At 74.6% G+C, this 24,272-nt stretch carries 21 protein-coding genes and 1 pseudogene; 16 read left to right on the top strand and 6 right to left on the bottom strand.

The window, feature by feature from the left end; translation table 11 throughout:
* Positions 1 to 108: 108 nt before the first annotated feature.
* Positions 109 to 1,677 carry an alpha/beta hydrolase gene (locus HS99_RS21445; protein WP_030551104.1) on the bottom strand — a complete coding sequence of 523 codons (1,569 nt, stop codon included), beginning with the start codon at positions 1,675 to 1,677 and terminating at the stop codon, positions 109 to 111.
* A 72-nt stretch (positions 1,678 to 1,749) separates the two neighbouring features.
* Complete coding sequence (gene moaA / locus HS99_RS21440) at positions 1,750 to 2,745, bottom strand: GTP 3',8-cyclase MoaA (RefSeq protein WP_030551105.1); 996 nt, start codon at positions 2,743 to 2,745, stop codon at positions 1,750 to 1,752.
* A 141-nt stretch (positions 2,746 to 2,886) separates the two neighbouring features.
* Between moaA and HS99_RS21435 the strand changes: the two are divergent.
* The 5 genes and pseudogenes from HS99_RS21435 to HS99_RS21415 all read left to right on the top strand — a co-directional run.
* Positions 2,887 to 3,219, top strand: a pseudogene (locus tag HS99_RS21435) (nucleotidyltransferase family protein); the annotation flags it as partial.
* Between the two features lie 191 nt (positions 3,220 to 3,410).
* On the top strand, positions 3,411 to 4,271 hold the full coding sequence (locus HS99_RS21430; RefSeq protein WP_223886099.1) for a hypothetical protein: 861 nt from the start codon (positions 3,411 to 3,413) through the stop codon (positions 4,269 to 4,271).
* Positions 4,272 to 4,495: 224 nt separating this feature from the next.
* Positions 4,496 to 5,383 carry a hypothetical protein gene (locus HS99_RS21425; RefSeq protein ID WP_223886098.1) on the top strand — a complete coding sequence of 296 codons (888 nt, stop codon included), beginning with the start codon at positions 4,496 to 4,498 and terminating at the stop codon, positions 5,381 to 5,383.
* A gap of 158 nt (positions 5,384 to 5,541) precedes the next feature.
* Entirely contained in the window at positions 5,542 to 6,459 is a 918-nt protein-coding gene (locus tag HS99_RS21420; protein WP_078958662.1) for a (2Fe-2S)-binding protein, read from the top strand.
* 237 nt (positions 6,460 to 6,696) lie between these two features.
* Entirely contained in the window at positions 6,697 to 7,770 is a 1,074-nt protein-coding gene (locus HS99_RS21415) for a DUF2637 domain-containing protein (RefSeq protein WP_030551109.1), read from the top strand.
* Positions 7,771 to 7,801: 31 nt separating this feature from the next.
* Here the strand turns inward: HS99_RS21415 and HS99_RS21410 are convergent, their stop codons facing one another.
* Both HS99_RS21410 and HS99_RS48180 read right to left on the bottom strand, forming a co-directional pair.
* Positions 7,802 to 10,054, bottom strand: a complete 2,253-nt coding sequence (locus tag HS99_RS21410) for a SpoIIE family protein phosphatase (protein ID WP_078867202.1) — start codon at positions 10,052 to 10,054, stop codon at positions 7,802 to 7,804.
* A gap of 342 nt (positions 10,055 to 10,396) precedes the next feature.
* Complete coding sequence (locus tag HS99_RS48180; protein WP_107048726.1) at positions 10,397 to 10,954, bottom strand: ATP-binding protein; 558 nt, start codon at positions 10,952 to 10,954, stop codon at positions 10,397 to 10,399.
* Positions 10,955 to 11,457: 503 nt separating this feature from the next.
* Here HS99_RS48180 and HS99_RS21395 point away from each other — a divergent pair.
* The 5 genes from HS99_RS21395 (at position 11,458) to HS99_RS21375 (ending at position 16,368) form a co-directional block, all read left to right on the top strand.
* Complete coding sequence (locus HS99_RS21395; RefSeq protein ID WP_030281656.1) at positions 11,458 to 12,168, top strand: urease subunit gamma; 711 nt, start codon at positions 11,458 to 11,460, stop codon at positions 12,166 to 12,168.
* Complete coding sequence (locus tag HS99_RS21390; protein WP_030281658.1) at positions 12,165 to 13,886, top strand: urease subunit alpha; 1,722 nt, start codon at positions 12,165 to 12,167, stop codon at positions 13,884 to 13,886. Before HS99_RS21395 ends, HS99_RS21390 begins: the two co-directional genes overlap by 4 nt.
* Before the next feature lie 25 nt (positions 13,887 to 13,911).
* Complete coding sequence (locus tag HS99_RS21385) at positions 13,912 to 14,955, top strand: agmatine deiminase family protein (protein WP_030281660.1); 1,044 nt, start codon at positions 13,912 to 13,914, stop codon at positions 14,953 to 14,955.
* Positions 14,956 to 15,041: 86 nt separating this feature from the next.
* A complete protein-coding gene (locus tag HS99_RS21380) occupies positions 15,042 to 15,641 on the top strand; it encodes a TetR/AcrR family transcriptional regulator (RefSeq protein ID WP_030551110.1) in 600 nt (199 codons plus the stop codon).
* A gap of 73 nt (positions 15,642 to 15,714) precedes the next feature.
* Positions 15,715 to 16,368 carry a class I SAM-dependent methyltransferase gene (locus tag HS99_RS21375; RefSeq protein WP_030551111.1) on the top strand — a complete coding sequence of 218 codons (654 nt, stop codon included), beginning with the start codon at positions 15,715 to 15,717 and terminating at the stop codon, positions 16,366 to 16,368.
* 349 nt (positions 16,369 to 16,717) lie between these two features.
* Here HS99_RS21375 and HS99_RS21370 read toward each other — a convergent pair whose 3' ends face one another.
* Positions 16,718 to 18,388 (bottom strand): protein phosphatase 2C domain-containing protein, encoded by a 1,671-nt coding sequence (locus tag HS99_RS21370; RefSeq protein ID WP_050366859.1) that lies wholly within the window; start codon positions 18,386 to 18,388, stop codon positions 16,718 to 16,720.
* 338 nt (positions 18,389 to 18,726) lie between these two features.
* On the opposite strand from HS99_RS21370, the gene HS99_RS21365 reads away from it, so the two are divergent.
* The 4 genes from HS99_RS21365 (at position 18,727) to pth (ending at position 21,503) form a co-directional block, all read left to right on the top strand.
* Positions 18,727 to 19,269 (top strand): hypothetical protein, encoded by a 543-nt coding sequence (locus HS99_RS21365; RefSeq protein ID WP_141763780.1) that lies wholly within the window; start codon positions 18,727 to 18,729, stop codon positions 19,267 to 19,269.
* Positions 19,270 to 19,373: 104 nt separating this feature from the next.
* Positions 19,374 to 20,036: a thioredoxin-like domain-containing protein gene (locus HS99_RS21360; protein WP_030281671.1), complete on the top strand. Its 663-nt coding sequence runs from the start codon at positions 19,374 to 19,376 to the stop codon at positions 20,034 to 20,036.
* A gap of 101 nt (positions 20,037 to 20,137) precedes the next feature.
* Complete coding sequence (locus HS99_RS21355; protein ID WP_037828900.1) at positions 20,138 to 20,770, top strand: DUF305 domain-containing protein; 633 nt, start codon at positions 20,138 to 20,140, stop codon at positions 20,768 to 20,770.
* Between the two features lie 148 nt (positions 20,771 to 20,918).
* Positions 20,919 to 21,503, top strand: a complete 585-nt coding sequence (gene pth, locus HS99_RS21350; protein WP_030551114.1) for an aminoacyl-tRNA hydrolase — start codon at positions 20,919 to 20,921, stop codon at positions 21,501 to 21,503.
* On the opposite strand, the gene HS99_RS21345 is transcribed toward pth, so the two are convergent.
* On the bottom strand, positions 21,493 to 22,989 hold the full coding sequence (locus HS99_RS21345) for an MFS transporter (RefSeq protein ID WP_046387053.1): 1,497 nt from the start codon (positions 22,987 to 22,989) through the stop codon (positions 21,493 to 21,495). The two genes, pth and HS99_RS21345, sit on opposite strands and share 11 nt — an antisense overlap.
* A 144-nt stretch (positions 22,990 to 23,133) precedes the next feature.
* Between HS99_RS21345 and HS99_RS21340 the strand changes: the two genes are divergently transcribed.
* Positions 23,134 to 23,649, top strand: coding sequence for a MarR family winged helix-turn-helix transcriptional regulator (locus HS99_RS21340; RefSeq protein WP_037828824.1), 516 nt, complete (start codon positions 23,134 to 23,136; stop codon positions 23,647 to 23,649).
* Between the two features lie 97 nt (positions 23,650 to 23,746).
* Positions 23,747 to 24,256: a GNAT family N-acetyltransferase gene (locus HS99_RS21335; RefSeq protein ID WP_030551120.1), complete on the top strand. Its 510-nt coding sequence runs from the start codon at positions 23,747 to 23,749 to the stop codon at positions 24,254 to 24,256.
* Positions 24,257 to 24,272 lie beyond the last annotated feature (16 nt).

The raw sequence follows: 24,272 nt of genomic DNA, 5'->3' as shown, positions 1-24,272 counted from the left end.
CGACCTCCCGAGCCGGGAGCCGGGCCCCGGGAACCCTGACCCGGGGCCCGAACTCCCCAGGGGGCGTGCCGCGTTCGCGCGGCGCGCCCCCTCTTCGCGTTCCCCGGCTCAGTCCGAGGCGCAGCGCGTCCCGGCGGCCGGCAGCACCCCGTCCACCAGGAAGGCGGCGACGGCGTCGCGCACGCACCCGCTGCGGTCCCAGGACATGTGCCCGTCGCCCTCGCGGGTGAGCAGCACGCCGTGCTGCAGCCCGGCCGCCATCCGCTGCGCCCACGCGTAGGGGGTGACCGGGTCCTCCGTCCCGCCGATGACCAGGATCGGCGCGCTGCCGGCCGCCGTCACGGTGTGGGGCCGCTCGGTGGAGCGGTACGGCCAGCGGCGGCAGTCGGGGTCGAGCAGGGTGACCCGGGTGTCGTGCCGGCTGGTGAGCGGGGCCCGGGCGGCGAGGTCGGCGAGGGCGGCGCGCAGGTCCGCGTCGGTGGGGGCGAGCGGGGCGTCGGCGCAGTGGATGGCCGCGTAGGCGTCCGCGGCGGTGTCGTAGTCGCCGCCCTCGTCGCGGCCGGTGGTTCCGTCGGCGAGCTTGAGCAGTTCGTCGGCCTCGCCCTGGGCGAGGGCCGGGTCGAGGGCGGCGCGCAGCCGGGGCCAGTTGCGGTGGCCGTCGGCGAGGGCGTCGAGGACACCGGTCCAGGCGAGGGCGGCGGTGAGGGTGCGGCCGTCGTGGGCGGGCAGCGGGTGGTCCTTGAGGCCGTCGAGGAAGCCGGCGAGGCGCTGGGCGGCGGCGGCCGGGTCGCTGCCGAGCGGGCAGGTGTCCCCGTCGGCGGCGCAGTCGGCGGCGTAGGCGCGGAAGGCGGCCTCGGTGGCGACGGCCTGTTCGCCGTTGAGGTGCATCAGGTCGGTGCTGCGTTCGACGGCGCCGTCGAGGACGAGCCGGCCGGTGCGGTCGGGGAACTCCTCGGCGTAGAGGGCGCCGAGGTAGGTGCCGTAGGAGAGGCCGAAGAAGTCGAGTTCGCGTTCGCCGAGGGCGCCGCGCAGCACGTCCATGTCGCGGGCGGTGTCGCGGGTGCCGAGGTGGGGGAGCAGGTCGGCGTACTTGGCCCGGCAGGCGTCGGCGAGGACCTGGCCGTGGTCGTAGGCCGGGTCGTCGGTGCTGGTCCACTGGTCGCGGGTGCGGTCGTCCAGGCAGTGGACGGGCAGGGTGCCGCCCGCCGCGCGCGGGTCGAAGCCGATCAGGTCGAAGTGGTCGCGCAGCGGGCCCTGGTTGCCCTTCCAGCGCCGGGCCAGGGTGACGCCGGAGATGCCGGGGCCGCCGGGGTTGAGCAGCAGGGCGCCGGTGCGGTGGCCGGGGTCGGCGGCGGGCACCCGGGCGACGGGGACGTCGGTGGTGCGGCCGCCGGGGTCGGCGTAGTCCAGCGGGACCTTCAGGGTGGCGCACTGCAGGTCGGGTTCGTCCTGGTCCGCGGGGTCCGCGACGGCGTCGCAGGGGGTCCAGTCGAGCCGCTGGTCGTAGAAGGCCCGCAGGGCCGGGGAGGTGTCGGCGGAGACCCGCTCGGCGAGTGGTGGGCGACTCGCCGGCGCGCCCGCCTCGCGTGCGCCGCCGGGGCCGGAGCAGCCGACGGGCAGGGCGAGGAGGAGGGCGGCGAGGGCGGGCAGGGCGCGCCGCGGGAGGCGGGGGGTCATCGGGGACACCGCCCACGAATACCACCCCCGCCAGGTCGCCGACGAACCCCGTTCCCCGACGTGCCGGTTGCCTCAGCCGCCGATCGCCGACATCGGCCGCTCGGGCCGGACGAAGTCGGCGCTGCCGATGGCGTGGCCGGGCCCCTTGCCGGCCACCGAGGCCCGCCAGGCCTCCTCGATCCGCCCGTCGTCCGCGCCGCCGCGCAGCAGCGCGCGCAGGTCCGACTCCTCGGTGGCGAACAGGCAGTTGCGCAGCTGCCCGTCGGCGGTCAGCCGGACCCGGTCGCAGCCGCCGCAGAACGGGCGGGTGACGGAGGCGATGACCCCGATCACCGTGTCCGTCCCGGCGATCCGCCACTCCTCCGCCGGGGCGTTGCCGCTGCGCCCGACCGGGACGAGCTCGAAGCGCTCGCCGAGGCGGGCCAGGACCTCGTCGGCCGTCACCATCGCGGCCCGGTCCCAACTCCCCTGCGCGTCAAGCGGCATGGACTCGATGAAGCGCATCCGGTAGCCGTGCTCGACGGCGAAGGACGCCAGCTCCGCGATCTCGTCCTCGTTGACCCCGCGCACCGGCACGGCGTTGACCTTCACCGGGTCCAGTCCGGCCGCCTTCGCCGCCGCCAGTCCGGCGAACACGTCGTCGATCCGGTCCCGCCGGGTGAGCGCCGCGAACCGGTCCGCGCGCAGCGTGTCCAGGCTGACGTTGACCCGATCCAGCCCCGCTTCCCGGAGTTCGACGGCGGTACGCGCCAGGCCGATCCCGTTGGTGGTGAGCGAAAGCTCCACGCCCAGCGCCGCCAGCCGTGCGACCAGCCCGGGCAGTCCCCGGCGCAGCAGCGGCTCCCCGCCGGTCAGCCGCACCGAGCGCACCCCCAGCCGCTGCACCGCGATCCGCACCAGCCGCACCACCTCGTCGTCGCCGAGCACTTCCGCCCGGGGCAGCCAGTCCAGCCCCTCCGCCGGCATGCAGTAGGTGCAGCGCAGGTTGCAGCGGTCGGTCAGCGAGACCCGCAGATCGGTGTGGACCCGTCCGAAGCGGTCCACCAGCGGGTGCGGTGCGGTGTTCATCGCCCCAGTACAGGGGCAAGCGCGCCGCCGGACCAGCGGCCGAACCGCCGGGGAACGCCGCCGCGCCGCGTCTTCGTCCTGTGGATTCGTACAAGCCGCGAACCGCTGCGCGGGCGCCCCCGGAACGGGCAGGCTGGGCGCATGCAGAGCACACCGCCCGCCGCCGTACCGGCCCTCGTCCTCGCCGCCGGGGGCGGACGCCGGCTCGGCGGACGGCCCAAGGCGCTGGTCCGGTACGCGGGCCGGCCGCTGGTGGAGCACGCGGTGGCCACCGTACGGGCCGGCGGCTGCCCGGACGTCACGGTGGTGCTGGGCGCGGAGCGCGACCGGGTCCGCTCCACCGCGCACCTGCCGGGCTGCCGGCTGGTGGCCAACCCGGACTGGGCCCAGGGCATGGGCTCCTCGCTGCGGGCCGGGCTGGCCGCGCTGGCGCCGGACGCCGCCGCGGTGCTGGTGATGCTGGTCGACACCCCCGCCGACCTGGCCCGCTGGTCGGCCCGCTGATCTCCTCCGCACGCCGACGGCGCCTCCTCCCTGCGAAGGGTGCGGCCGAGCGGCCTGCCCTGATCTGTCCCTGAGGATTGCGCCATTCCGCGCCCAGCGCCGGAGGTTTCGGGGAGCATGGGAGGCACCCACCCACCCGACCCCGACGGACGGAGCCCGCGATGGCAGGACTGCCCGACGACTTCACCGGACACGACCCCGCGCGGCCAGGGCCCGGGGCGGGCGGTGCCGCCCGGGCGATCCGCTGCCCCGCCTGCCGCCGCGAGCACCTGTACGAACCGCCGTCGCTGCCCTGCCCCTGCGGCGCCTCGCTGAAGGTGCCGCTGCTGCGCGGCGGGGTGCCGGTGCAGGTGCGGTTCCGCTCCTGGGAGGACTCCTGGCTGAGCATGCGCTGCCCGCACTGCGGCCGCTCCGACCAGTGGCCGCAGCCCGAGTTCACCTGCAACTGCGGTGCCACCGTCCGACTCCCGGTGGACCGCACCACCCGGCTGGGCAGCGGCACGGCCGGCCCGCTCGCCGCCCCCGGCCCGCAGGCCTCCCGCCCGTACCCGGCGCACCCGGTGAACACCCCGGCGCCCGCCCCGCCCGCCGTCCCCGGCGGCTCGGCCGGCCGCTCCCGCCCGTTCCGCCACCGCGCCCCGTTCCGCCCCCACCCGGTGCGCACCTCGCAGGACGCGGTGTTCACCGCCGCCCGCTACCTGGAGTGGCTCGGTTTCGACGACCTGGAGCTGACCGAGGCCCAGGAGCGCGACGGGGTCACCCTGCTGGGCAGCCGGATGGTCGCCCAGGTCGACACCTGGACCGAGCCCGCCGACGTGAAGTCCGTCGAGTGCCTGTGGCTGCAGACCCTGCACGCCGAGGAGATGGCCGCCGCCATGTTCACCCTGGCCGGCTACTCCCACCAGGCCACCGTGCGCGGCGAACAACTGCTGGTCGCCCTGTTCAGCCTGGACCTGGCCGGCGTGCCGCAGCCCGCCAACGGCGCCGCCGAGGCCCTGATGGAGACCGGCTGGACCTCCTGACCCGACCGCCGAGACCTCCTGCCCCGACCGCCGACCCCTCTAGATCATTTCCCCGGCAAAAGCAACAACCTCCGCTCGTGATCTGGTGCACAAGCTCGCCCCCGTGTTGAATTGCCGCCACAGCGCGGGCCTTTCGCCCTGCCGTCGCCATGCGCACGGTCGTGGCGGCAGGGCCCCAGGGGCAGGTCCGTGCCCTGCTGGATGGCGCACACAAGGAGGTGGCGTTGTCGGAGCACGGATGGAGCCCGAACGGCCCGGACGGACGGGGGCGGGCGGCAGCGGAGGAACCGGGCGACACCGTGTGGCGGCTGCGGTCCCGGGGGTGCTGGCAGGAGGCCGCCGAACTGCTGCGACCGGCCGCCGAACACGACCCGGCCGCGGCCCTCGCACGGGCCGAACTCCTCATCGAACAGTGCCTGTTCACCGCCTCGCAGTGGCCCCAGGCGGAACAGGCGTTACGACTGGCCGAGGCCCTGGCGGAGGGCACCGAGCAGCGGGCGGCCGCCGCCTGCGCCCGTGGCTTCCTCGCCTACCTGGCCAGCGTGCTCGGCCCGCGCGACCGGCTGGACGAGGCGCAGGCCGCACTCGGCCGCACCTCGGCCCTGCTGCCGCCGGACGCCCCGGGCCGCCCGCTGCTGGACTTCCGGCGCGGACTGGTCGCCGAGAACCTGCTGCGCGACCGCGGCGCCGCCTGGATCGCCTACCGCCGGGCGCACGAGGGCGCCGGCGAGCGCGGGGACGAACTGCTGCGCTCCTACACCTGGCGGCACCTCGCCGCACTGGCGCTCTCCCGGGGGGAGCGCGGCAACGCCCGGGAGGGCTTCGACGCCTCCCTGCGGCTGCGCGAGCAACTCGGCTTCACGGTGGGGGTGGCGCCGGCGCTCGCGGCGCTCGCCGAGGTGTCCGAGCCCACCGAGGCCGTGCGGCTGCGCGCCGAGGCCGCCCGTCTGGTGCACGCCCTGGGCGGGGTGCCGGTCTGGCTGGCACGCCAGTTGTCCAGCACGCCCCCGGGCGGTGTCCGTACGCCGGGGTCTCCCCCGGACGGTGTCCCCACGCCGGGGCCTCCCCCGGACGGGCGCATCACCGGCGAGACCCGAGGGGCAATCAGCTAAGGTGAGCCTAACCTGCCTGGGGTGAGCAGCGCCCCGGGCAGGTCGCCTTGCTGTCCCCCGGGCACCGCCGTGCCCCGGTCCGGCCGGGCCCGGCTCCTCGCGGCCGGGCGGCCACCGGCCGGACCACCGGCGCCCCGGTCGACCCGATGGGGCCCGCCATGACCGCGAGCAGCACCCGGCCCGGCCCCGCGCCGTGCGCCCCCCGCACCACCGAGGCGCACACCCCGGCCCACGCGCCGGACACCCCGACCCCCTGCGCGCCCTCGTACCACCGGCTGACCGCGCTCACCCCGATCCTGGACGTGCGCTGCGCCCCACCCCGCCGGGGCGGCGGCTGGCTGCCCGTCGCCGACCTCACCGCCGACCCGGGAGCCGTGCGCGAGCTGGTCGCCCACAACGCCCGGCAGGGCCTCGCCCGCTACGGGCGGCCGCTGCGCCCCGACGTGGCGGCCGGCTTCGGGCTGCACCGCCTGGTCTGGCCGGTCTCGCTGCTGTTCACCGTGCCGTGGTTCCTGGAGCGGCGCGTCCCGCTGCTCGGCCCCGACGACGTCTCGCTGCGCCGCGGCCCCGCCTCCGCGGAGCTGACGGTGCGCCCGGAGGCCTTCGTCTGCCTGCCGGACGACCCGGCGGCCGGCTCGCCCGGGGCCCGTACGGCGCCGGACGAGAACGCGCTGGCGGCCCGACTGCGGTGCTCGCTCGGCGAGTTCCTCGCCCCGGTGCTGACCGCCTTCCGGCCGGAGGTGCGGCGCGGGCCGCGGGTGCTGTGGGCGATGGCCACCGACGCGGTGGTCGAGGGGCTCTGGTACGCGGGCGGGCTGCTCGGGGAACGGGAGCGGGCGCGTGCCGAACTGTCCGCGCTGCTGGTGCCCGGGGAGCGGTCGGCGTGCGCGCCCGGCGCGGGCCCGACCCCCGCTCCCGCCCCGGCCCCCTTCACCCCCGGCGCCGGTTTCGCGCCCCCGGCGCCCGGCCGCACCGGTGCTTCGGGCACCGACCGGTCCCGGGCCAGCTGTTGCCTCGTCTACACCGTGGAACCCGGGGAGATGTGCGGCGGCTGCCCCCGCGTCACGCGGCGTTGACGAAAGTCCGTACGATTCAGGATTCGAAAAGCCCGCAATTCCGGGAACCTCCCACGTCGAATTCATATGACCATGCGATTGGCGACGGGTCAGAAATCCCTCTCCCCAGCGCATTGACGGCGAATCCGCCTTTCGCCCGTCGGGCATCCGTCATGATGGTCCCCGCCGCGCCGCTGGAGCGCAGTGGGCGGCGCAGGAACGCGACGCGCGACGCAGAAAGCGAGGCTGGTTCCGGCGATGAAATTGTCCGACATACCGCTCGGCTGGGCCGTCACCGGGGTAGTGGGGCTGCTGGTCAGCGCACTCCTGCTGGCCCTGGCCCGAAGCCGGGGATCCGCCGCCGGCGGGGATTCCTGGGAGCGTTCCGAGGAACGGCGCCGCAACAAGGAATCCCTGTACGGCGCCGCCTCCTACACGCTGCTGTTCTGCTGCGCCGGGGTCGCGGCCGCGCTCTCCTTCCACGGACTGGTCGGCTTCGGCGTGCAGAACCTCGGCCTCTCCGGCGGCTGGGAGTACCTCGTCCCGTTCGGGCTCGACGGCGCCGCGATGTTCTGCTCGGTGCTCGCCGTCCGCGAGGCCAGCCACGGCGACGCGGCACTCGGATCCCGGCTGCTGGTCTGGCTCTTCGCCGGCGCCTCCGCCTGGTTCAACTGGGTGCACGCCCCTCGCGGCTTCGGCCACGCCGGCGCCCCGCAGTTCTTCTCCGGCATGTCGCTGTCCGCCGCCGTCCTGTTCGACCGGGCGCTCAAGCAGACCCGCCGGGCCGCACTGCGCGAACAGGGCCTGGTGCCCCGCCCACTGCCGCAGATCCGCATCGTCCGCTGGCTGCGCGCCCCGCGCGAGACCTACGCGGCCTGGTCGCTGATGCTCCTGGAGGGCGTGCGCAGCCTGGACGAGGCGGTGGACGAGGTCCGCGACGAGAAGCGGGAGCGCGCACTGGAGAAGGAGCGCCGCAAGCTGGCCGGCCGCCGGGAGCGGGCCGAGATCCGGGCGATCAACCGCGGCAGCAGCCACTGGCGCGGACGCGGCGGTGCCGCACGGCAGTTGGAGCCGGCCGGCTCGGAGCCCGCGATAGCCGGCGGGCCCGGGGCGGAACTGCCGGCGGGCGCGCGGGAGGTCGGGGCGCCGGCCGCTGCCGAGCCGGGTGCGCGTGAGGTCGAGGCGGCCGAGGGCACCGTCGTCCAGCCCGGGCTGCCGGCCCGTCCGGAGCGGCGCACCATCGACCTCACCGTCGACGAGGACACCGTCACGCTGCCCCGGCTGGACTCGCTGGAGCGCAAACTGAAGGACCTGGAGCAGCAGTTCGGCTGATCCGTTCCGGGCCGGCCCCGGCCCGGAACGGTCAGGCCGCGCTCGCCCCGCTGAGCTCGAACCACATCCGCTTGCCGGACCCGCGCGGCTCCACGCCCCAGGCGTCCGCCAGCGCCTCGACCAGCATCAGCCCGCGCCCGGAGGAGGCCTGCTCCCCCGGCGTCCGGCGGGTCGGCCACAGGTCCGACTCGTCCTCCACCTCGACCCGCAGCCGGGCCCGGCCGCCGTCCGAGGCCGGCTCCCGGTAGAGCCGGGCGGTGAACATGGCGTCCCGGTCGGTGTGCCGGATCGCGTTGGTGACCAGCTCGGAGGAGAGCAGTTCGGCGGTGTCGATGAACTCGGCGACGCCCCAGCGGCGCAGCGCGTCACGCAGTTCGGCGCGGACCTCGGCGACCCGCGCCAGGTCGGCCTGGCCGATCCGGCGGCGCAGCTGCTGGGCGGCGAGCCCGCCCGCCGGGCCGTCCCAGCGCAGGAGCAGCAGCGCTATGTCGTCCTCACGCTCGTTGGAGTCGGCGGCCTGGGAGGCGATCCGGTCGGCCAGCTCCTCCAGCGGGTCGCGGGCCGCCTCGTCGGCGACCGGCAGCGGGCGGGCCAGGGTGCCGGTCAGCCGGCCGATGCCCTCGTCCAGGTCCATGCCGCGTGCCTCGACCAGGCCGTCGGTGCACAGCACCACCGTCTCGCCCGGGTCCAGGCTGAACCGGGTGACCCGGTACTCCTGGTCCGGGTCGATGCCCAGCGGCAGCCCGCCGGCCACCGGCACCACGGCGGCGGTGCCGTCGGCACGGCGCACCACCGGGTCGAGGTGACCGGCCCGCACCGCGTAGACCACGCCGTAGTCCACGTTGACCTCGGCGTAGGTGCAGGTCGCGAAGTGGTCGGTGTCCAGGTCGGCCAGGAAGCGGGAGGCCCGGGCCATCACCGCGGCCGGCGGGTGGCCCTCGGCGGCGTAGGCGCGCAGCGCGATCCGCAGCTGGCCCATGATCCCGGCGGCGTGCACGTCGTGGCCCTGGACGTCGCCGATCACCAGGCCGACGTGCCCACCGGGCAGCGGCACCACGTCGTACCAGTCGCCGCCGATCTGCAGCCCGGAGCCGGCCGCGAGGTAGCGCACCGCGGTGGTCACGCCGGAGATGGACGGGACGGTGCGCGGCAGCATCACCCGTTGCAGGCCGGCCGCCAGCTCGTGCTCGGCGTCGTGCAGCCGGGCCCGGGCCAGTGACTGGGCGACCAGTCCGCCCAGGGTGGACAGCAGGGTGCGCTCGTCCGCGTCCAGTTCGCGCTCGTCGTCGAAGCTGACCACGCACACGCCGATCGCCCGGCCGCTGGCCACCAGCGGCAGGTACGCCCAGGAGCCGCGGCCGGTGCTGCTGGTCTGCTCCCAGACGTCGGGGTGGCGGTCGCGGAAGTCCTCGCGGCTGGAGATGAAGACCGGGGCGCGGTTCCTGAGCGCCTCGGCGGCCGGGTGGCCGGCGGGCAGCACGGCGCGGTCCCAGACGGCGAGCGCCTGGGAGCGGTAACCGGAGGCGCCGAGGATCCGGGCCCGTCCGGCCTCGAAGGCGGCGAGCACCAGGCCGTCCGGCGGCAGTCCGGGCAGCGGCAGCTCGGTGAACACCCGGGCCACGTCACGGACGGTGACCGCTTCGGAAAGGGCGCGCGCGGCCTCCTTGATGAACCGGGAACGCTCCTCGCGCAGCTGGGCGAGCCGGTCGGCCCGGTCACGCTTGTGCAGCTCGACGGTGGCGTCCCAGACGAAGCCCACCATCCGGGAGGCGCGGCCGAAGGCGTCCGCGAGCACCCGGCCCCGGAAGCGCACCGCGCGCATCGTCCCGTTCGGCCCGACGGTGCGGTAGTAGGCGCCGCACTGGCCCAGTTCGGCGACCGCGCGCTCGACCCGGCGGCGCACCACGGGCGCGTCCTCGGGGTGCAGCAGGGACAGGAAGGAGGCGGCGGTGCGGTCGAAGCGGTCCCGCTCGACGGAGTCCAGGCCGAGGATCGTGCAGGCCCGCTGGTCGCCCTCCAGGACGTCGCGGCGGATGTCCCAGTCGAAGGAGCCGATGCCGTTGGCGGCCATCGCGGGCTCCAGCCAGTCCGGCATGGAGTCGCCGGAGGAGGGCGGCAGTCCGCCGGACAGCACGGGCGCCAGTCGCCCGGAGGCGAGCGCGGGGGGCGTGCGCACGGAGTTACGGCGGGTGGCCTGGGCGGGCGGCCGGACGGCTGGCGGCGGCTGCACGGCGGGCGCGCCGGGAGGAAGGGACGGCCCCTGCGACTCGGGCTCAGTGGGCATGCTGCTCCTGCCGCTGCCGTGGCGGACCGCGCCGACCGTCCGGACGGGCCGCGTGGCGGTGTGATGGGTCGTGCTGGATCGGACGGTGCCGACGGACGGTGGTCAGTCGAGGTTCGGTCTCCCCGCTGCTTCCCGCACGTGGACACACATTCCCACCATCCTGGCCAATGTTCGGCCGAGCGGCAATGGCAACGGGCCGGAAATCTTGCGCCCCGCCTTGCGTTCAGGGCATGCTTCGATAACGGATCAATCGACGGCGAACAATCCTGCGGGCGCGCTGTGCGGTTCGTGCGGGGCGTGCGGTGCGGTTCGCGCCGTGGGTCGTGCGGGGCGGAGGCGGGGCTACGGCAGGGCGAGTTCGAACCAGGTGACCTTGCCGTCGCCCAGCAGCTGCACGCCCCAGGAGTCCGCGAGCGCCTCCACCAGGAGCAGTCCCCTGCCCGAGGTCGCGTACTCGGCCTCCGGATCGCGCCGACGCCCGGGCAGCCGGCTCGTGCCGTCCTGCACCTCGACCCGCAGCCGGCTGTCCGAGCCGAGCGCCGCGTCGAAGACCGCGCCCTTGGCGGTGTGCAGCAGCGCGTTGGTGACCAGCTCGGAGGTGAGCAGCTCGGCGGTGTCGGACAGCTCCGGCACCCCCCAGTGGCTCAGTGCCGTGCGCAGCCGGTGCCGTACCGCGCCCACCGCGACCAGGTCGGCGGGGTCGAGCGTCAGGTGCAGCCGGCGGTGCAGCGCGCACCCCGGGGCCGGCGCACCCGGCAGGGTCGTCCCGGTGCCGGTTCCCATGCCGACGCCGGTGCCGGTGCCGGTGCCGGTGCCGTTGACCGGGCCCTGGGCCGTCCCGGACCGGTAGGCGTCGCCCGAACTCGTCCGCTGCCGCGGGAATCGCGACTGACCGTCCATCACCACATGCCCCCGCCCTCGAATCCGGGCCCCCGCCTCCGGATCCCCCGCCGGCCGGGTGGCCCCCTCGTTCTGACCACCCATCCTCATGCCCAGTTGACGGCGTTTGCAACAGTGTGCGTCCGATCACGTGGGGTGAAAGGGGCACGGGGAGGTTCACGTGATCCAACTGCCCGCGCCGGACAGGTTTGCGAAGCGCAGAGGCTGCTTTCGAGCCCGCTCCCACTCGATCCCGCGCACACCCGGCGCCCGTACGGACCGCGCGCGGGCCGCGCGCCCCGTCTCCGCCACCACCGCGCCGGGACCCCCGCGCACTCCGTCCTCCACGCCCCTCACCCCCGCCGCGCGCCCGACAAGCCGAACCTCCGCGAAGCGGCAACGCTGGACACGACGCCCCTGCGCGGGTTCAATGACCCGAGATGTTTGAACGCCGTTCTAACATCACCCCGGAAGCCCCGGCCCCCCGAGCCGACCCCCTCCCCGGCGACCGCGAGCGAGGAACCGTGCGACTGACCCCCACCGAGCGGGACCGACTGCTGATCTTCACAGCAGCCGAACTGGCCCGCGCCCGCCGAGCCCGGGGCGTACGCCTCAACATCCCCGAGGCCACCGCCCTGATCGCGGACACCGTCTGCGAGGCCGCCCGCGACGGCCGGCGCCTGGCCGAGGCCATCGAGGCCGGCCGCTCCGTGCTGACCGCCGACGACGTGCTGCCCGGCGTGCCGGACGTCGTCACCGTCGTCCAGGTCGAGGCCGTCTTCGACGACGGCACCCGCCTCGCCGTCGTCAACGACCCCTTCAAGGGCGCCGGCTCGCTCGGCGACGAGGCCCCCGGTGGCGCGCTGGTCGGCGACGGCGCCGGCTACGACCCGATCGAGGAGACGCTGCTCCTCCCCGTCCACAACACGTCCGCGGTGCCGATCTCGGTCACCTCGCACTTCCACTTCTTCGAGGCCAACCCGCGCCTGGCCTTCGACCGCGCCGCCGCCTACGGCACCCACCTGGCCGTCCCGGCCGGCTCCTCGGTGCGCTTCGACCCCGGCACCACCGTCGAGGTCGGCCTCGTCCCGATCGGCGGTGACCGGGTCGCGATCGGCTTCGCCGGACTGGTGGACGGCCCCCTGGACGCGCCCGGCGCGAAGGAGGCCGCCCTGGAGAAGGCCCGCGCGACCGGCTACCTGACCAACTTCGACGACTCGGAGGTGCCTTCGTGAGCTCCATCACCCCGCACGACTACATCTCCGTCCACGGCCCGCGCGCCGGCGACCGGATCCGCCTCGGCGACAGCGGACTCATCGTCCGCGTCGAGTCCGACTCCCAGGCGCCCGGCGACGAGTTCCTGGCCGGCTTCGGCAAGACCGCCCGCGACGGCCTCCACCTCAAGCCCGCCGCCGTCCGCGACACCTGCGACGTGGTGATCAGCAACGTCCTGGTCATCGACGCGATCCAGGGCATCCGCAAGACGTCCATCGGCCTGATCGGCGGCCGGATCGCCTCGATCGGCCGGGCCGGGAACCCGGACACCCTGGACGGCGTGGACGTGGTCGTCGGCACCGGCACCACGATCGTCTCCGGCGAGGGCCTGATCGCCACCGCCGGCGCCATCGACACCCACGTGCACCTGCTCTCGCCGCGGATCATGGAGGCCTCGCTCGCCTCCGGCGTCACCACGATCATCGGCCAGGAGTTCGGCCCGGTCTGGGGCGTCGGCGTCAACTCGCCCTGGGCGCTGCGGCACGCCTTCAACGCCTTCGACGCCTGGCCCGTCAACATCGGCTTCCTGGGCCGCGGTTCGTCCTCCGACGAGGCCCCGCTGATCGAGGCACTGGCCGAGGGCGGCGCCTCAGGCTTCAAGGTGCACGAGGACATGGGCGCCCACACCCGTGCGCTGGACACCGCGCTGCGGGTCGCCGAGGAGTACGACGTCCAGGTCGCGCTGCACACCGACGGGCTGAACGAGTGCCTGTCGGTCGAGGACACCCTGAAGGTGCTGGAGGGCCGGACCATCCACGCCTTCCACATCGAGGGCTGCGGCGGCGGTCACGTCCCCAACGTGCTCAAGATGGCGGGCGTGCCGAACGTCATCGGCTCCTCCACCAACCCCACCCTGCCGTTCGGCCGCGACGCCCTCGGCGAGCACTTCGGCATGATCGTCTCCGCGCACGACCTCAAGGTCGACCTGCCCGGCGACGCCGCCATGGCCCGCGACCGCATCCGGGCCGGGACGATGGGCGCCGAGGACGTGCTGCACGACCTCGGGGTCATCGGCATCACCTCCTCCGACGCCCAGGGCATGGGCCGCGCGGGCGAGACCGTGCGCCGCACCTTCGCCATGGCCGGCAAGATGAAGGCCGAACTCGGCCCGCTCGACGGCACCGGCTCCTACGGGACCACCGAGAGCGGCGACGACAACGAGCGCGTGCTGCGCTACATCGCCAAGCTCACCATCAACCCGGCCATCGCCCACGGCCTCTCCCACGAGGTCGGCTCGATCGAGGTCGGCAAGCTCGCCGACATCGTGCTGTGGCGCGCGGACCACTTCGGCGCCAAGCCACAGCTCGTCCTCAAGTCCGGCTTCCCCGCGTACGGCGTCGTCGGAGACCCCAACGCCTCCACCGACCGCTGCGAACCGCTCGTCCTCGGCCCCCAGTTCGGCGCCCACGGCGCGACCGCCGCCGACATCTCGGTGGCCTTCGTCGCCCAGGCCGCCGCCGACGCCGCCTACCTCGACCGCCCCGCCGACGGCCTGCCCACCCGCCGCCGCCGCGTCGGCGTCCGCGGCACCCGCGGCATCGGGCCGCGCGACATGGTGCGCAACGCCCGGGTCGGCCAGGTCGACGTCACCGAGACCGGGCTGGTCTCCCTCGACGGCTCGCCGCTGCGCTCCGAACCCGCCGACAGCGTCTCCCTCAGCCGCCTCTACTTCCTCTGATCCCCCCTTGTTGAGGACTCCCACGATGACCACCCCCACGCCCGCCTCCCTCGGCTACCGGATGCCCGCCGAATGGCACCCCCACGACCGCACCTGGATGGCCTTCCCGACCGCCAACCCCACCTTCGACAGCCCCGAGGCACTGCACGCCGGCCGCCAGGCCTGGGCCGCCGTCGCCGACACCGTCGTCCGGTACGAGCCGGTCACGCTGATCGTCAACACCGGTGAGACCGCCGAGGCCCGCAAGTACGTCTCCGAGCAGGTCGAGATCGTCGAGCGCCCGCTCAACGACGCCTGGATGCGCGACATCGGCCCGTCCTTCCTGATCGACGGCAAGGGCTCGCTCGCCGCCGCCGACTGGATCTTCAACGGGTGGGGTGCCCAGTCCTGGGCCCGCTGGGACAAGGACCAGCACATCGCCGAACACATCAGCGAACTCGCGGACGTCCAGCGCTTCGCCTCCCGGCTGATCAACGAGGGCGGCGGCATCCACGTCGACGGCGACGGCACCGTGCTCGTCACCGAGACCGTCCAGCTCGGCGAGGGCCGCAACGCCGACTGGACCAAGGAGCAGGTCGAGGCCGAGCTGCACGCCTTCCTCGGCACCACCAAGGCCATCTGGCTGCCGCGCGGACTCACCCGCGACTACGACGAGTTCGGCACCCGCGGCCACATCGACATCGTCGCCTCCTTCGTCCGCCCCGGCGTCGTCGTCGCCCACGTCCAGCCCGACCCCTCCCACCCGGACCACGCCGTCTGCCAGGAACTGGTCACCCTCCTGCGCGCCTCCACCGACGCCCGGGGCCGGCAGCTGGAGGTCATCGAACTGCCCGCCCCCACCGTCCTGTTCGACGAGGACGGCGAGCCGGTCGACTACTCCTACATCAACCACTACGTCGCCAACGGCGCCGTCGTGCTGTGCGCCTTCGACGACCCGCGCGACCAGCAGGCCGCCGACATCCTCGCCGAGGCCTACCCCGGCCGCACCGTCGAACTCGTCGACGCCCGCGAGATCTTCGCCAACGGCGGCGGCATCCACTGCATCACCCAGCAGCAGCCCAAGGCCTGACGCCCCCGGCCACCGGGGTGGGGGCACCCGCCCCCACCCCGGTACCCTCCGGTCCTGCCCACCTCCTCCCAGGAAGCAGCCCCACCATGGCCGACCCCCGCCCGCGCCGACCGGCGCGCCCCCGCGAGGAGGTCTTCGCCACCGCCCGGGCCGCCATCGCCGAACACGGGCTCGCCAAACTCACCATGGCCGGCCTCGGCAAACAGCTCCAGATGAGCGCCGGACACCTGCTCTACTACTTCGGCACCAAGGACCAGCTCCTGCTGGAAACCCTCCGTTGGAGCGAGGACCAACTCGGCGCCCGCCGCCGCGAAGCCCTCACCGACCCCACCCTCGACCCCTGGCAGCGCCTCGACGCCTACCTGCGCCTCTACCTGCCCGAAGGCCCCGGCGACCCGCGCTGGATCCTCTGGGTCGAGGTCTGGGGCCGCTCCCCCGCCAGCGACGAGCTCCGCCGGGGCCAACAGGAGATCGAAACCCCCTGGCAGGCCGACCTGGTCACCCTCATCGAACAGGGCACCACCACCGGCCACTTCACCCCCGGCCCCGCCACCGCCCGCGCCGCCCGACTCCGCGCCCTCCTCGACGGCCTGGCCGTCCCCATCGCCATCGGTCTCCCCGACGCCCACCCGCCCACCGCCCTCACCCACGCCACCTCCGTCGCCACCACCCTCCTCCGCACCTGAACCCCTGCGGCCCCCATCCGTCAACTCAAGGGCGTGACAAGGGTCGTCGTTCCCCTGGTCTAGGGTCGCCCGCATGGCTGAGCCCTCCTTCCTGACCGCCGTCCGCGAGTCGTACGACACCGTCGCCGCCGCTTACGTCGAACGCGTTCCGCCTCCAGCCGCGATGGATCCGCTGTCACGCGCGATGCTGGCGGGGCTCGCCGAGCTCGTGCGGACGGCCGGTCCCGGTCTCGTCGCGGACCTGGGATGCGGCCCCGGCCGCGTGACGGTGCACCTGGCCGAGCTGGGAGTGTCCGCCTTCGGCGTCGATCTGTCACCGAACATGATCGAGCTGGCCCGGCACGCCCACCCGAACCTGCGGTTCACCGTGGGATCGATGACCGCGCTGGAGATGGAGGACGACGAGCTCGGTGGCATCCTGGCCTGGTACTCCACACACCACACGCCCCCTCAGTGGCTGCCGGCGGTGTTCGCCGAGTTCCACCGCACGCTCGCGCCCGGCGGCTACCTCCTCTGGGGGGACTACGTCGGCGACGAACGGCTGCAGCCGACCCGGGGCTACGGCCAACCGGTGTCCTACGAGTCATACCTCCTGCCCCTGAACCGCATGGTCGACCTGCTGGAGCAGGCCGGACTCGTGGTCACCGCGAAGCTGGAACAGGAACCCGGCGGGCGGGCGAACAGACCGCGCGCCTGCCTGCTGGCCCGCAAACCCGAGGCGCCTTGACGGGGCTCACTCCCGCGGCGAGGCCGCTGATGCCGTATCGCCGCACACCTGCACGCCCCGCGACATCGCGGGGGCGCTGGGGCGCTGGGGCGCCCACGCGAGGAGGTCGGCGGGGCCCGCAGGAGAAGTCGACCAGGCCGACTTCCGGCGCAACGGCCCCGGGCGACTGACCGGCAGACAGACAGGCCCGGCCGGGCGCGGGCAACAGCGACACCGCATCCACGCACCGGTGGCCGCAGGCCGATCACCCCAAGCGGCAAACCCGGTTCCCGGGCCCGCGGGTGTGGGCCCGGAGCGGGACCGGACGCACCAGAAGTCGGGTGGGCCGACTTCTGGTGCGGGGCCGTGTCTACTCGGTCCAGATGGCGGCGGCGGTGCGGTCGTCGGCGTAGCCCTTGGCGCGGACTTGGACCTGGCGGAGGAAGTCGACGGTGCCCGGGGGGTGGGGGTGGGCCCAATGGGCGGAGAGGAAGTGGGCGACGGCGGGCTCGTCGGCGATCGGGTGGGACAGGCCCGGGGTGCACAGCAGGAGGATGTCGCCCGGGGTGGCCGGGACGAGGCGGAAGCGGAACGGGCGCGGGTCCGGTACCGGGGCTTCCGGAACGGGCGGTTGGCCGTCCGGGTGGTGGAGCAGCCGGGCCGCGTAGGCGTCGATCCAGTGGCCGGAGCGCAGCAGGTAGAGCCCGCCGGGGCCGACGCCGAAGGCGGCGCGGTAGCCCGCCGCCGGGTCGAGCGACACGAGCAGGCAGTGCAGCGAGGCCGGGAACGGGGAGTCGTCCCCCTCCTTCCGGGGTGCCAGCGCACGCAGCGGGGCGGCGGCGCCGGTGGCCAGGCGCTGGAGGCCGTAGCGCAGGCGGTCCCTGGCGCCCTCGCGCAGGTCGGCGGCCAGGCCGGCCCGGCTGCGTCCGATCGCGGCGGCGAGCTGGCGGCAGGCCTCGCCGGTAGCGGCGGCGACGGCCTGCGCGGTGAACGACTCGTCCTCGGCGCCGTCGGTGCGGTCGTAGCCCGCGAGGACGGCGAGCAGCAGCCCGTCGGGGCCGTCGCCGAACCTGGTGACGAGCAGGCTGTCCCGGCGCGGCTCACCCCGGTAGCGGGCGGAGTCACCCCGGACGGAGACGGCGCGCAGCACGGTCGTCCCGTACTGGGCGCCTTCCAGCGCGGTGTCCGGTACGACGGCGTTCAGCGTGCCCGGGTCGGCCTCGGGTACGGCCGTCGGCTCGGGCCCGTACGTGGGGGGCCGCTCGCCGACGTGCGGGACGGCGGGGCCGCTGTCGGTGAGCGGGGCGCGGATGGCCAGGCGCGGGTCGGGGATGGGGGCGGAGCGCTCCGGGTCGGGCTGCGGCGCATGGTCGGGTTCGGGTTCGGGGGCCGGTTCCTTGACGGCGACGGGTTCCGGGGCAGGAGCGACCTCCGGTTCGGTGGCAGGGGCGACCTCCGGCTCCGGTGCCGGGGCAGGAGCGGCCTCCGGCTCCGGCTCCGGCTCCGGTTCCGGTTCCGGTTCCGCAGAGGATTCCGGTTCCACGGACGGTGCAGGTTCGGGTTCGGGTTCGGGGGCCGGGGCGGGCTTTTCCAGGGAGACCGGGGTGGGCGGGGCCTCTGGCTCCGGCGCGTCGGCGGCGGTCTCGGTCGAGCGGCGCTGGCGTCCGATGCCGCCGGTCCCCCCGATCACGCCGAGGGCGGTGTCGAACCAGTCGTCGAGGCCGTCCCGCGCCACCACCGGTTCGGCAGCAGGCGCCACCACCGGCTCCGTGACCGGCTCCGCAGCCGGTTCGGCAGCAGGCGCCACCACCGGCTCCGTGACCGGCTCCGCAGCCACCACCGGCTCCGCAGCCACCTCCGGCTCCGCCGTCCGCTGCTGCCCGATCAGTCCCGCCGCCGTGTCGAACCAGTCGTCGACGCTGCCGTCGCCCGGGTCGGCGTGCGGGGTGTCGGGGAGGGTGCCCGCCGGCCCGTCGTAGACGGTGTCCCACCAGCCGTCGTCGGGCCGGGGCGGCTGTGCGGGTGCACCCTGCTTGCTCATCTGGCGGCTCCTGGTCGGTCCGTGGTCGCGCCGCCCCCGGCGGGGCCGGACTGGCGTCATTGTCTCCAAGTGCAACGACGCTGTCCGGGTTTCGGCGACAACCGGTCACCGACCGGATCATCCCGGCCACCGCGTTCACCTGGTGCTTAGCCGGCGGCGGGGCGGCAGGGCGGCGGCAAGACGGTACGGCCGTCGTCACGGCGTGCGTTTCCGTTCCGTCCGCGCTTGCCGGATGTGCCCCGAGCAGGGCGTTTCCTGGAGATTGCGGGGTGTTGGCGGCCGAAAATGAGGGCCGATGAGGGGCATCGCTTCACCCGTTCGGCTGATTAAATGTGCGCATGACCGCGTCGGCCCCGAGCTCACCCCGACCGGGGAGGGCCGCATCGGCGGGCCGCCCGGCGGGTGCGCTGTTGGGCCTGCTGCTGGTCGCCCTGTTGACCGTGCTGCCGTGTACGGGCCTGGCGAAGGCGGACGCGTCCGCCCGTCCGGGGCCGGGCCCGGTGAGCGCCGTCTCGGTGGTCACCGCGGCTGAGGCCACCGCGCAGACCCCGCTCGCGCGTGAGGCGGCACGGGACACCGCCCGTGACGCCGCGCGCGACACCGCCCGGGCCTCCGACGGCCACCACCGCATCGCGGAGCAGCAGGATCACTGGATCCTGTGCACCGCCGACGGCCAGCCGCCGCACAACAACGGCTGCTCCAGCCACCCGTTCTGCCCGCAGGACGCCCAGCTGCCGAACCCGCCGCCGCATCCGCAGCCCGCCGCATGGCCACTCGTCTCCCCGGCACCCGAGGCGCTGCCCCGGGTGGTGCCCGCGGGACTGCTGGACGGCCCGCACCCGGCCCCTGATCTGCACGAGCTCCAGGTCCACCGGTCCTGAGCGGAACCCACCGCCGACGCTTTCCCTTCGGCGGGTCCGCCACTCCCCCCTCTTCAGCCGACCGCCGCCACCAGCCGTGCGCGGCGGGGACAAGGACAACCATCATGGGTTCCGCCTCTAAGCAGTCCAACAAGCCCGGCGGCAAGGGCGGCGTCGACCGCCGCACCCGGATAGCCGAGCTGCGCGCCGCCGAGCAGCGCCGCGACCGCCGCAACAAGGTGATCGCCTCGGTGGCCGCCGGTGTGCTGGTGATCGGCGCGATCGCGACCGGCACCTGGTTCGTCATGGACCAGAACCAGAAGAAGAAGGACCGCGAGGCCGCCGCCAACGCGGACATCCCGGGCGTGAAGACCTTCGGCGACCTGAGCCGCAACCACGTCAAGGACAAGGTCAACTACCCGATGACCCCGCCGGTCGGCGGTGACCACAACGCGGTCTGGCTGGACTGCATGGGCCACGTCTACGACAAGCCGGTCGAGAACGAGCGCGCCGTCCACTCGCTGGAGCACGGCGCGGTCTGGGTGACGTACAACGGCAAGGCCACCGCGGACGACATCAAGATCCTCACCGACAAGGTCAAGGCCACCCCGTACTCGCTGATGAGCCCGTACCCGGACGAGCAGGGCACCATCACCCTGAACGCCTGGAGCACCCAGCTGATCGTGGACAGCGCGAGTGACCCGCGGGTCAACCAGTTCTTCACCAAGTACGTCCAGGGCAAGCAGACCCAGGAGCCGGGCGCCTCCTGCACCATGGGGGAGATGTGACCGCCGACGGGACCCGCCCCGAGGAGACCTCGGCAGCGGGCGCAACGGACGCAGCGGGCGAGCCGGAGGAGCAGACCGCGGAGCGACCCGGCCGTCGCCGGATGTGGTGGCCGGCCGTGCTGGCCGCCGTGGTGGCGCTGGCGCTCGGGGTGCCGGCCCTGGTGGCCGGCGGGACCTCGGCCTCCGGTTCGTCCTCGATCGCCGTCCCCGCGGACGACTCGCCCGAGGCCGGTTTCGCCCGCGACATGGCGACCCACCACCAGCAGGCGGTGGACCTGTCGTTCATCGTCCGGGACCGCACGAGCGACGAGCCGACCCGCACCCTCGCCTTCGACATCATCAACACCCAGGCCAACCAGCGCGGGATGATGACGGGCTGGCTCGACCAGTGGGGGCTGTCGCAGCACTCGACCGCCAAGCCGATGACGTGGATGAAGATGGACCACGACTACCAGGCGCACGACGGTTCGCTGATGCCGGGCATGGCCACCAACGCCCAGATGGCGAAGCTGCGCACGCTCAGCGGGCGGGACGCCGAGGTGTACTACCTCCAGCTGATGATCGAGCACCACAAGGGCGGCGTGGAGATGGCCCAGGGCTACGTCGACATGGCGAAGAACGACGTCGAGAAGCGGCTCGCCCAGTCGATGGTGGTCGCCCAGACGTCCGAGCTGGAGCTGATGACCGGCATGCTCAAGGAGCGCGGCGCCGCCCCCGGCGTGCCCGCGTCCTGACTCCCGCAAGCCCCTCGTTCCCCCGGACGGCCGGGGCGCGACGACGGTCCCGCGACCGCCCGTACCGCGCCCCGGCCGTCCGCCGTCCGCACCCCGTCCGCCGTCCGCACCCCTCCGCTGTCCGCACCCCCTCCTGGAGCACTCCCGCATGACCACCGACGCGCCCTGGCTGATCGCCGGACTGGGCAATCCCGGCCCCTGGTTCCGGCTGACCCGGCACAACGCCGGCTTCCTGGCCGTGGACCGGCTGGCCGAGCGGTACGGCGCGCGGTTCCGCCGGCGCGGGATCGGCGCCGTGGTCGCGGAGATCGAGGTGGACGGCCGGCAGGTGCTGCTGGCCAAGCCGCTGTGGTGGTCCATCAACCTGTCCGGCCGGCCGGTGGCCGCCCTGCTGCGCCGCTACGGGGTGCCGGTCGAGCGCCTGGTGGTCGTCCAGGACGACCTGGACTTCGCCTACGGCACCGGCAAGTTGAAGCGCGGCGGCGGCCCGGGCGGGCACAACGGGGTGCGGTCGGTGGGCGAGGTGCTCGGCACCCGGGACTTCGTCCGGCTGCGCTTCGGCATCGGGCGCCCGCCGAAGGGGCAGAGCGTCGGCGACTACGTGCTGAAGAAGTTCTCGGACGGGGAACTCGCCGCGATGCCGCAGGTGACGGACCGCTGCGCGGACGCCCTGGAGACGCTGGTGCGGCTCGGGCTGAACCGGGCCCAGGACGCCCTGAACGTCAGCGCGTAGCCGCCGGACGGCTCCGAGGGGCGGCGGGCCGGGTCAGCGCGACCGCCGCCACCGCGACCGCCGCCAGGACGGCCAGCACCGTCCGCCCACCGGACGCCGCGCCCGCCAGGTGGACACCGAGGACGGACAGCGCCATGCCGAGCGCGGTGCCCAGGCTGCGCGCCATGTTCACCATGCCGCCACCGACGGCCGAGCACTCCGCCGGGATCGCCCGCATCACCAGGGCGTTGTTGGCGGGCAGCAGCAGGCCCAGCCCGTACCCGGCGACCAGCAGCGGAGCCGCGACGGCCGCGGCCGAGACCGGCAGTGCGGCGAACAGCAGCAGTCCGGCGGCGGCCAGGCCGGCGCCGAAGCGGCACCGGGTGACGTCCGACCAGCCCCGGGGCAGCAGTCCGCCGCCGACCGTCGCCGCGACGGCGAACGCGGCGGGAAGCAGCGTGACCACCAGCCCGGCGGCGGCCGTCGACACGCCCGCGCCGGTGAGCCGCACCGGGCCCAGCACCAACGGGCAGAACAGCAGCAGGTAGCCGATCAGCGCCACCACCAGCCCGGACCGCACTCCCGGGGTGTTGACCAGCCCCGGCGCCAGGATCGGCCGGGCCGCTCGCCGCTCCTGGCGCACCAGCGCCACGGCGAGGACGGCGGCGGCCAGCAGCAGGGCCGCGACCGCCCAGCCGGGCAGCGGCAGGCCGGAGGCGGTGGACAGGGCGAGCAGCAGCGCGGTGGTCGCGCCGGTGAGCAGCAGCATGCCGGGCAGGTCGAAGCGGGGCTCGCGCGGGCTCCGGGCACGCGGTCCCCGGCCTCGCGCCCCCCGGCCACGCGGCTGCGGGACCGTCGTCGGGACCGCCGCCGGCGGGCAGGTCCGGGTGCGGGGCAGCAGGTACCAGCCGGCCACGATGCCGAACACGGCGATCGGCACGTTCACCCAGAACACCCACTGCCACGAGGCGTGCTCCACCAGCAGCCCGCCGAGGCTGGGCCCGAGCGCCAGCCCGAGGCCCTGGGCGGCGGCCTGGATGCCGAGGGCGCGCCGCATCGCGTGCTCGGGGACGCCGCGTGCGACCAGGGCGACGCTGTTGGCCTGCATCATCGCGGCGCCGACGGCCTGCACGGCGCGGCAGCCGACCAGGATCCACAGGCTCTCGGCGAACCCGGCGCCGAGAGAGGAGAGGCCGAAGACGGCGAAGCCGCCGATGTACATGGTCTTGCGGCCTACCAGGTCGGACAGCCAGCCGATCGGGGCCAGCAGGGCGACCAGGACGAGCAGGTAGGCGAGGGCGACCCACTCGACGGCGGCGAAGCCCGCGCCGAAGTGGCGGCCGAGGGCGGGGAAGACCAGGGCGATGACGCTGGCGTCGAGCTGGCCCAGGAAGGCTCCGAGACAGACGGTGCCGACGGCCAGCCAGTGGGCGTGGCGCCAGCCGGCTATGCCGCGGGGCCGGGGCCGCTCGGTGAGCAGGCGCGCGACAAGAGCGGTGGCGTTCATATCACAAATATATCGGATGCAGATATGTTCTCTCTACGAGTTGCTCGTGCTGCGATACGAAGGATCTCGCGGTGCGTCCACCCCGCGTCCGAGCAGCGGACAGCGCCCCCGGAACGCCCCGCACCAGGCGATACGCTGTCCGCCATGCCGTCGTCACCGCTCGTTCCCGACTCCGCCGCCGAAAGCCACGACCCGGCGGTCGAGCACGCCCGGCGGCTGACCGACACCGTCACCCGGCTGCGCCGCGCACTGCGCAGCAGCATCCGCACCGACTACCCGTGGGAGTCCCTGCCGATGGCGCAGGTCGAACTCCTCCAGACCCTCGCCGCCGCCCCGCTGCGGGTCGGCGAGCTCGCCGCCCGCCAGCGGCTCGCCCCCAACACCGTCAGCGGACTGGTCGGCAAGCTGCTGGAAGCCGGATTCGTCGACCGCCAGGCCGACCCCGGCGACCGGCGCACCGCCCGGATCGCCCTCACCCCGGCCGGACGCCGCCAGCTGGACGACTGGCAGCACGCCCACGAACGCCGGATCGCCACCGCGCTCGGCACCCTCGCCCCGGCCGACCGCGAGGCCGTCGTCCAGGCGCTGCCCGCGCTCGAAAAGCTCGCCCGCGCCCTGGCGCAGCCGGGCGCTCTCACCGAGGGGCCCGCGAGCAGCTGAACGCGGACGTCCGAGGCGGACGGTCGAAGCGGACAGTGGAAGCGGCCGGTCGAAATCGGGTGGCCGCCGGGATCCGGAGGCCACTACCGTCCCCGTCATGACCGAGATCGCGGTACGGATCGAGCCCTGGACGGACGCCGACCTCGCGCTGCTGCGCCGGGTGAACACCCCGGAGATGAAGAAGCACGTCGGCGGACCGGAGACGGAGGAGCAGCTGCTCGTCCGGCACGGGCGCTACCTGGACTTCGTCCCCTCCGGCCTGGGCTGCATGTACCGGATCGTGCTGCTGCCCGGCGGCGAGGCCGTCGGCACGGTCGGCTACGGCACCCGCACCTGGGCGGGCGGGACCGTCCACGAGATGGGGTGGAACGTCCTGCCCGGGCACCAGGGGAAGGGCATCGCCGTGACCGCCACCCGGGCCGCCGTCGCGGCCGCCCGGCGCGAGGCCGCGCACCGCTTCCTGCACGCCTTCCCCTCGGTGGACAACCCCGCCTCCAACGCGGTGTGCGCGAAGGCCGGGTTCACGCTGCTCGGCGAGACGGAGTTCGAGTTCCCGCCCGGCCGGTTCATGCGCAGCAACAACTGGCGGGTGGACCTGCGGGACTGACGCCCTTCACCCCGCA

It is taken from the genome of Kitasatospora aureofaciens (genome assembly GCF_001188955.3).
Taxonomy (GTDB): Bacteria; Actinomycetota; Actinomycetes; order Streptomycetales; family Streptomycetaceae; genus Kitasatospora; species Kitasatospora aureofaciens.
This window is presented reverse-complemented; position numbering and strand designations above follow the sequence as displayed.

What these genes read in the sequence shown, in the direction of transcription:
- HS99_RS21335 (WP_030551120.1), top strand. Translation starts at nt 23,747, where the DNA reads ATGACCGAGATCGCGGTACGGATCGAGCCCTGGACGGACGCCGACCTC.
- HS99_RS48180 (WP_107048726.1), bottom strand. Translation starts at nt 10,954, where the DNA reads ATGGACGGTCAGTCGCGATTCCCGCGGCAGCGGACGAGTTCGGGCGAC.
- HS99_RS21420 (WP_078958662.1), top strand. Translation starts at nt 5,542, where the DNA reads ATGACCGCGAGCAGCACCCGGCCCGGCCCCGCGCCGTGCGCCCCCCGC.
- pth (WP_030551114.1), top strand. Translation starts at nt 20,919, where the DNA reads ATGACCACCGACGCGCCCTGGCTGATCGCCGGACTGGGCAATCCCGGC.
- HS99_RS21430 (WP_223886099.1), top strand. Translation starts at nt 3,411, where the DNA reads ATGGCAGGACTGCCCGACGACTTCACCGGACACGACCCCGCGCGGCCA.
- HS99_RS21345 (WP_046387053.1), bottom strand. Translation starts at nt 22,989, where the DNA reads ATGAACGCCACCGCTCTTGTCGCGCGCCTGCTCACCGAGCGGCCCCGG.
- HS99_RS21375 (WP_030551111.1), top strand. Translation starts at nt 15,715, where the DNA reads ATGGCTGAGCCCTCCTTCCTGACCGCCGTCCGCGAGTCGTACGACACC.
- HS99_RS21445 (WP_030551104.1), bottom strand. Translation starts at nt 1,677, where the DNA reads ATGACCCCCCGCCTCCCGCGGCGCGCCCTGCCCGCCCTCGCCGCCCTC.
- HS99_RS21360 (WP_030281671.1), top strand. Translation starts at nt 19,374, where the DNA reads ATGGGTTCCGCCTCTAAGCAGTCCAACAAGCCCGGCGGCAAGGGCGGC.
- HS99_RS21380 (WP_030551110.1), top strand. Translation starts at nt 15,042, where the DNA reads ATGGCCGACCCCCGCCCGCGCCGACCGGCGCGCCCCCGCGAGGAGGTC.
- HS99_RS21355 (WP_037828900.1), top strand. Translation starts at nt 20,138, where the DNA reads ATGTGGTGGCCGGCCGTGCTGGCCGCCGTGGTGGCGCTGGCGCTCGGG.
- HS99_RS21415 (WP_030551109.1), top strand. Translation starts at nt 6,697, where the DNA reads ATGAAATTGTCCGACATACCGCTCGGCTGGGCCGTCACCGGGGTAGTG.
- HS99_RS21340 (WP_037828824.1), top strand. Translation starts at nt 23,134, where the DNA reads ATGCCGTCGTCACCGCTCGTTCCCGACTCCGCCGCCGAAAGCCACGAC.
- HS99_RS21410 (WP_078867202.1), bottom strand. Translation starts at nt 10,054, where the DNA reads ATGCCCACTGAGCCCGAGTCGCAGGGGCCGTCCCTTCCTCCCGGCGCG.
- moaA (WP_030551105.1), bottom strand. Translation starts at nt 2,745, where the DNA reads ATGAACACCGCACCGCACCCGCTGGTGGACCGCTTCGGACGGGTCCAC.
- HS99_RS21365 (WP_141763780.1), top strand. Translation starts at nt 18,727, where the DNA reads ATGACCGCGTCGGCCCCGAGCTCACCCCGACCGGGGAGGGCCGCATCG.
- HS99_RS21370 (WP_050366859.1), bottom strand. Translation starts at nt 18,388, where the DNA reads ATGAGCAAGCAGGGTGCACCCGCACAGCCGCCCCGGCCCGACGACGGC.
- HS99_RS21385 (WP_030281660.1), top strand. Translation starts at nt 13,912, where the DNA reads ATGACCACCCCCACGCCCGCCTCCCTCGGCTACCGGATGCCCGCCGAA.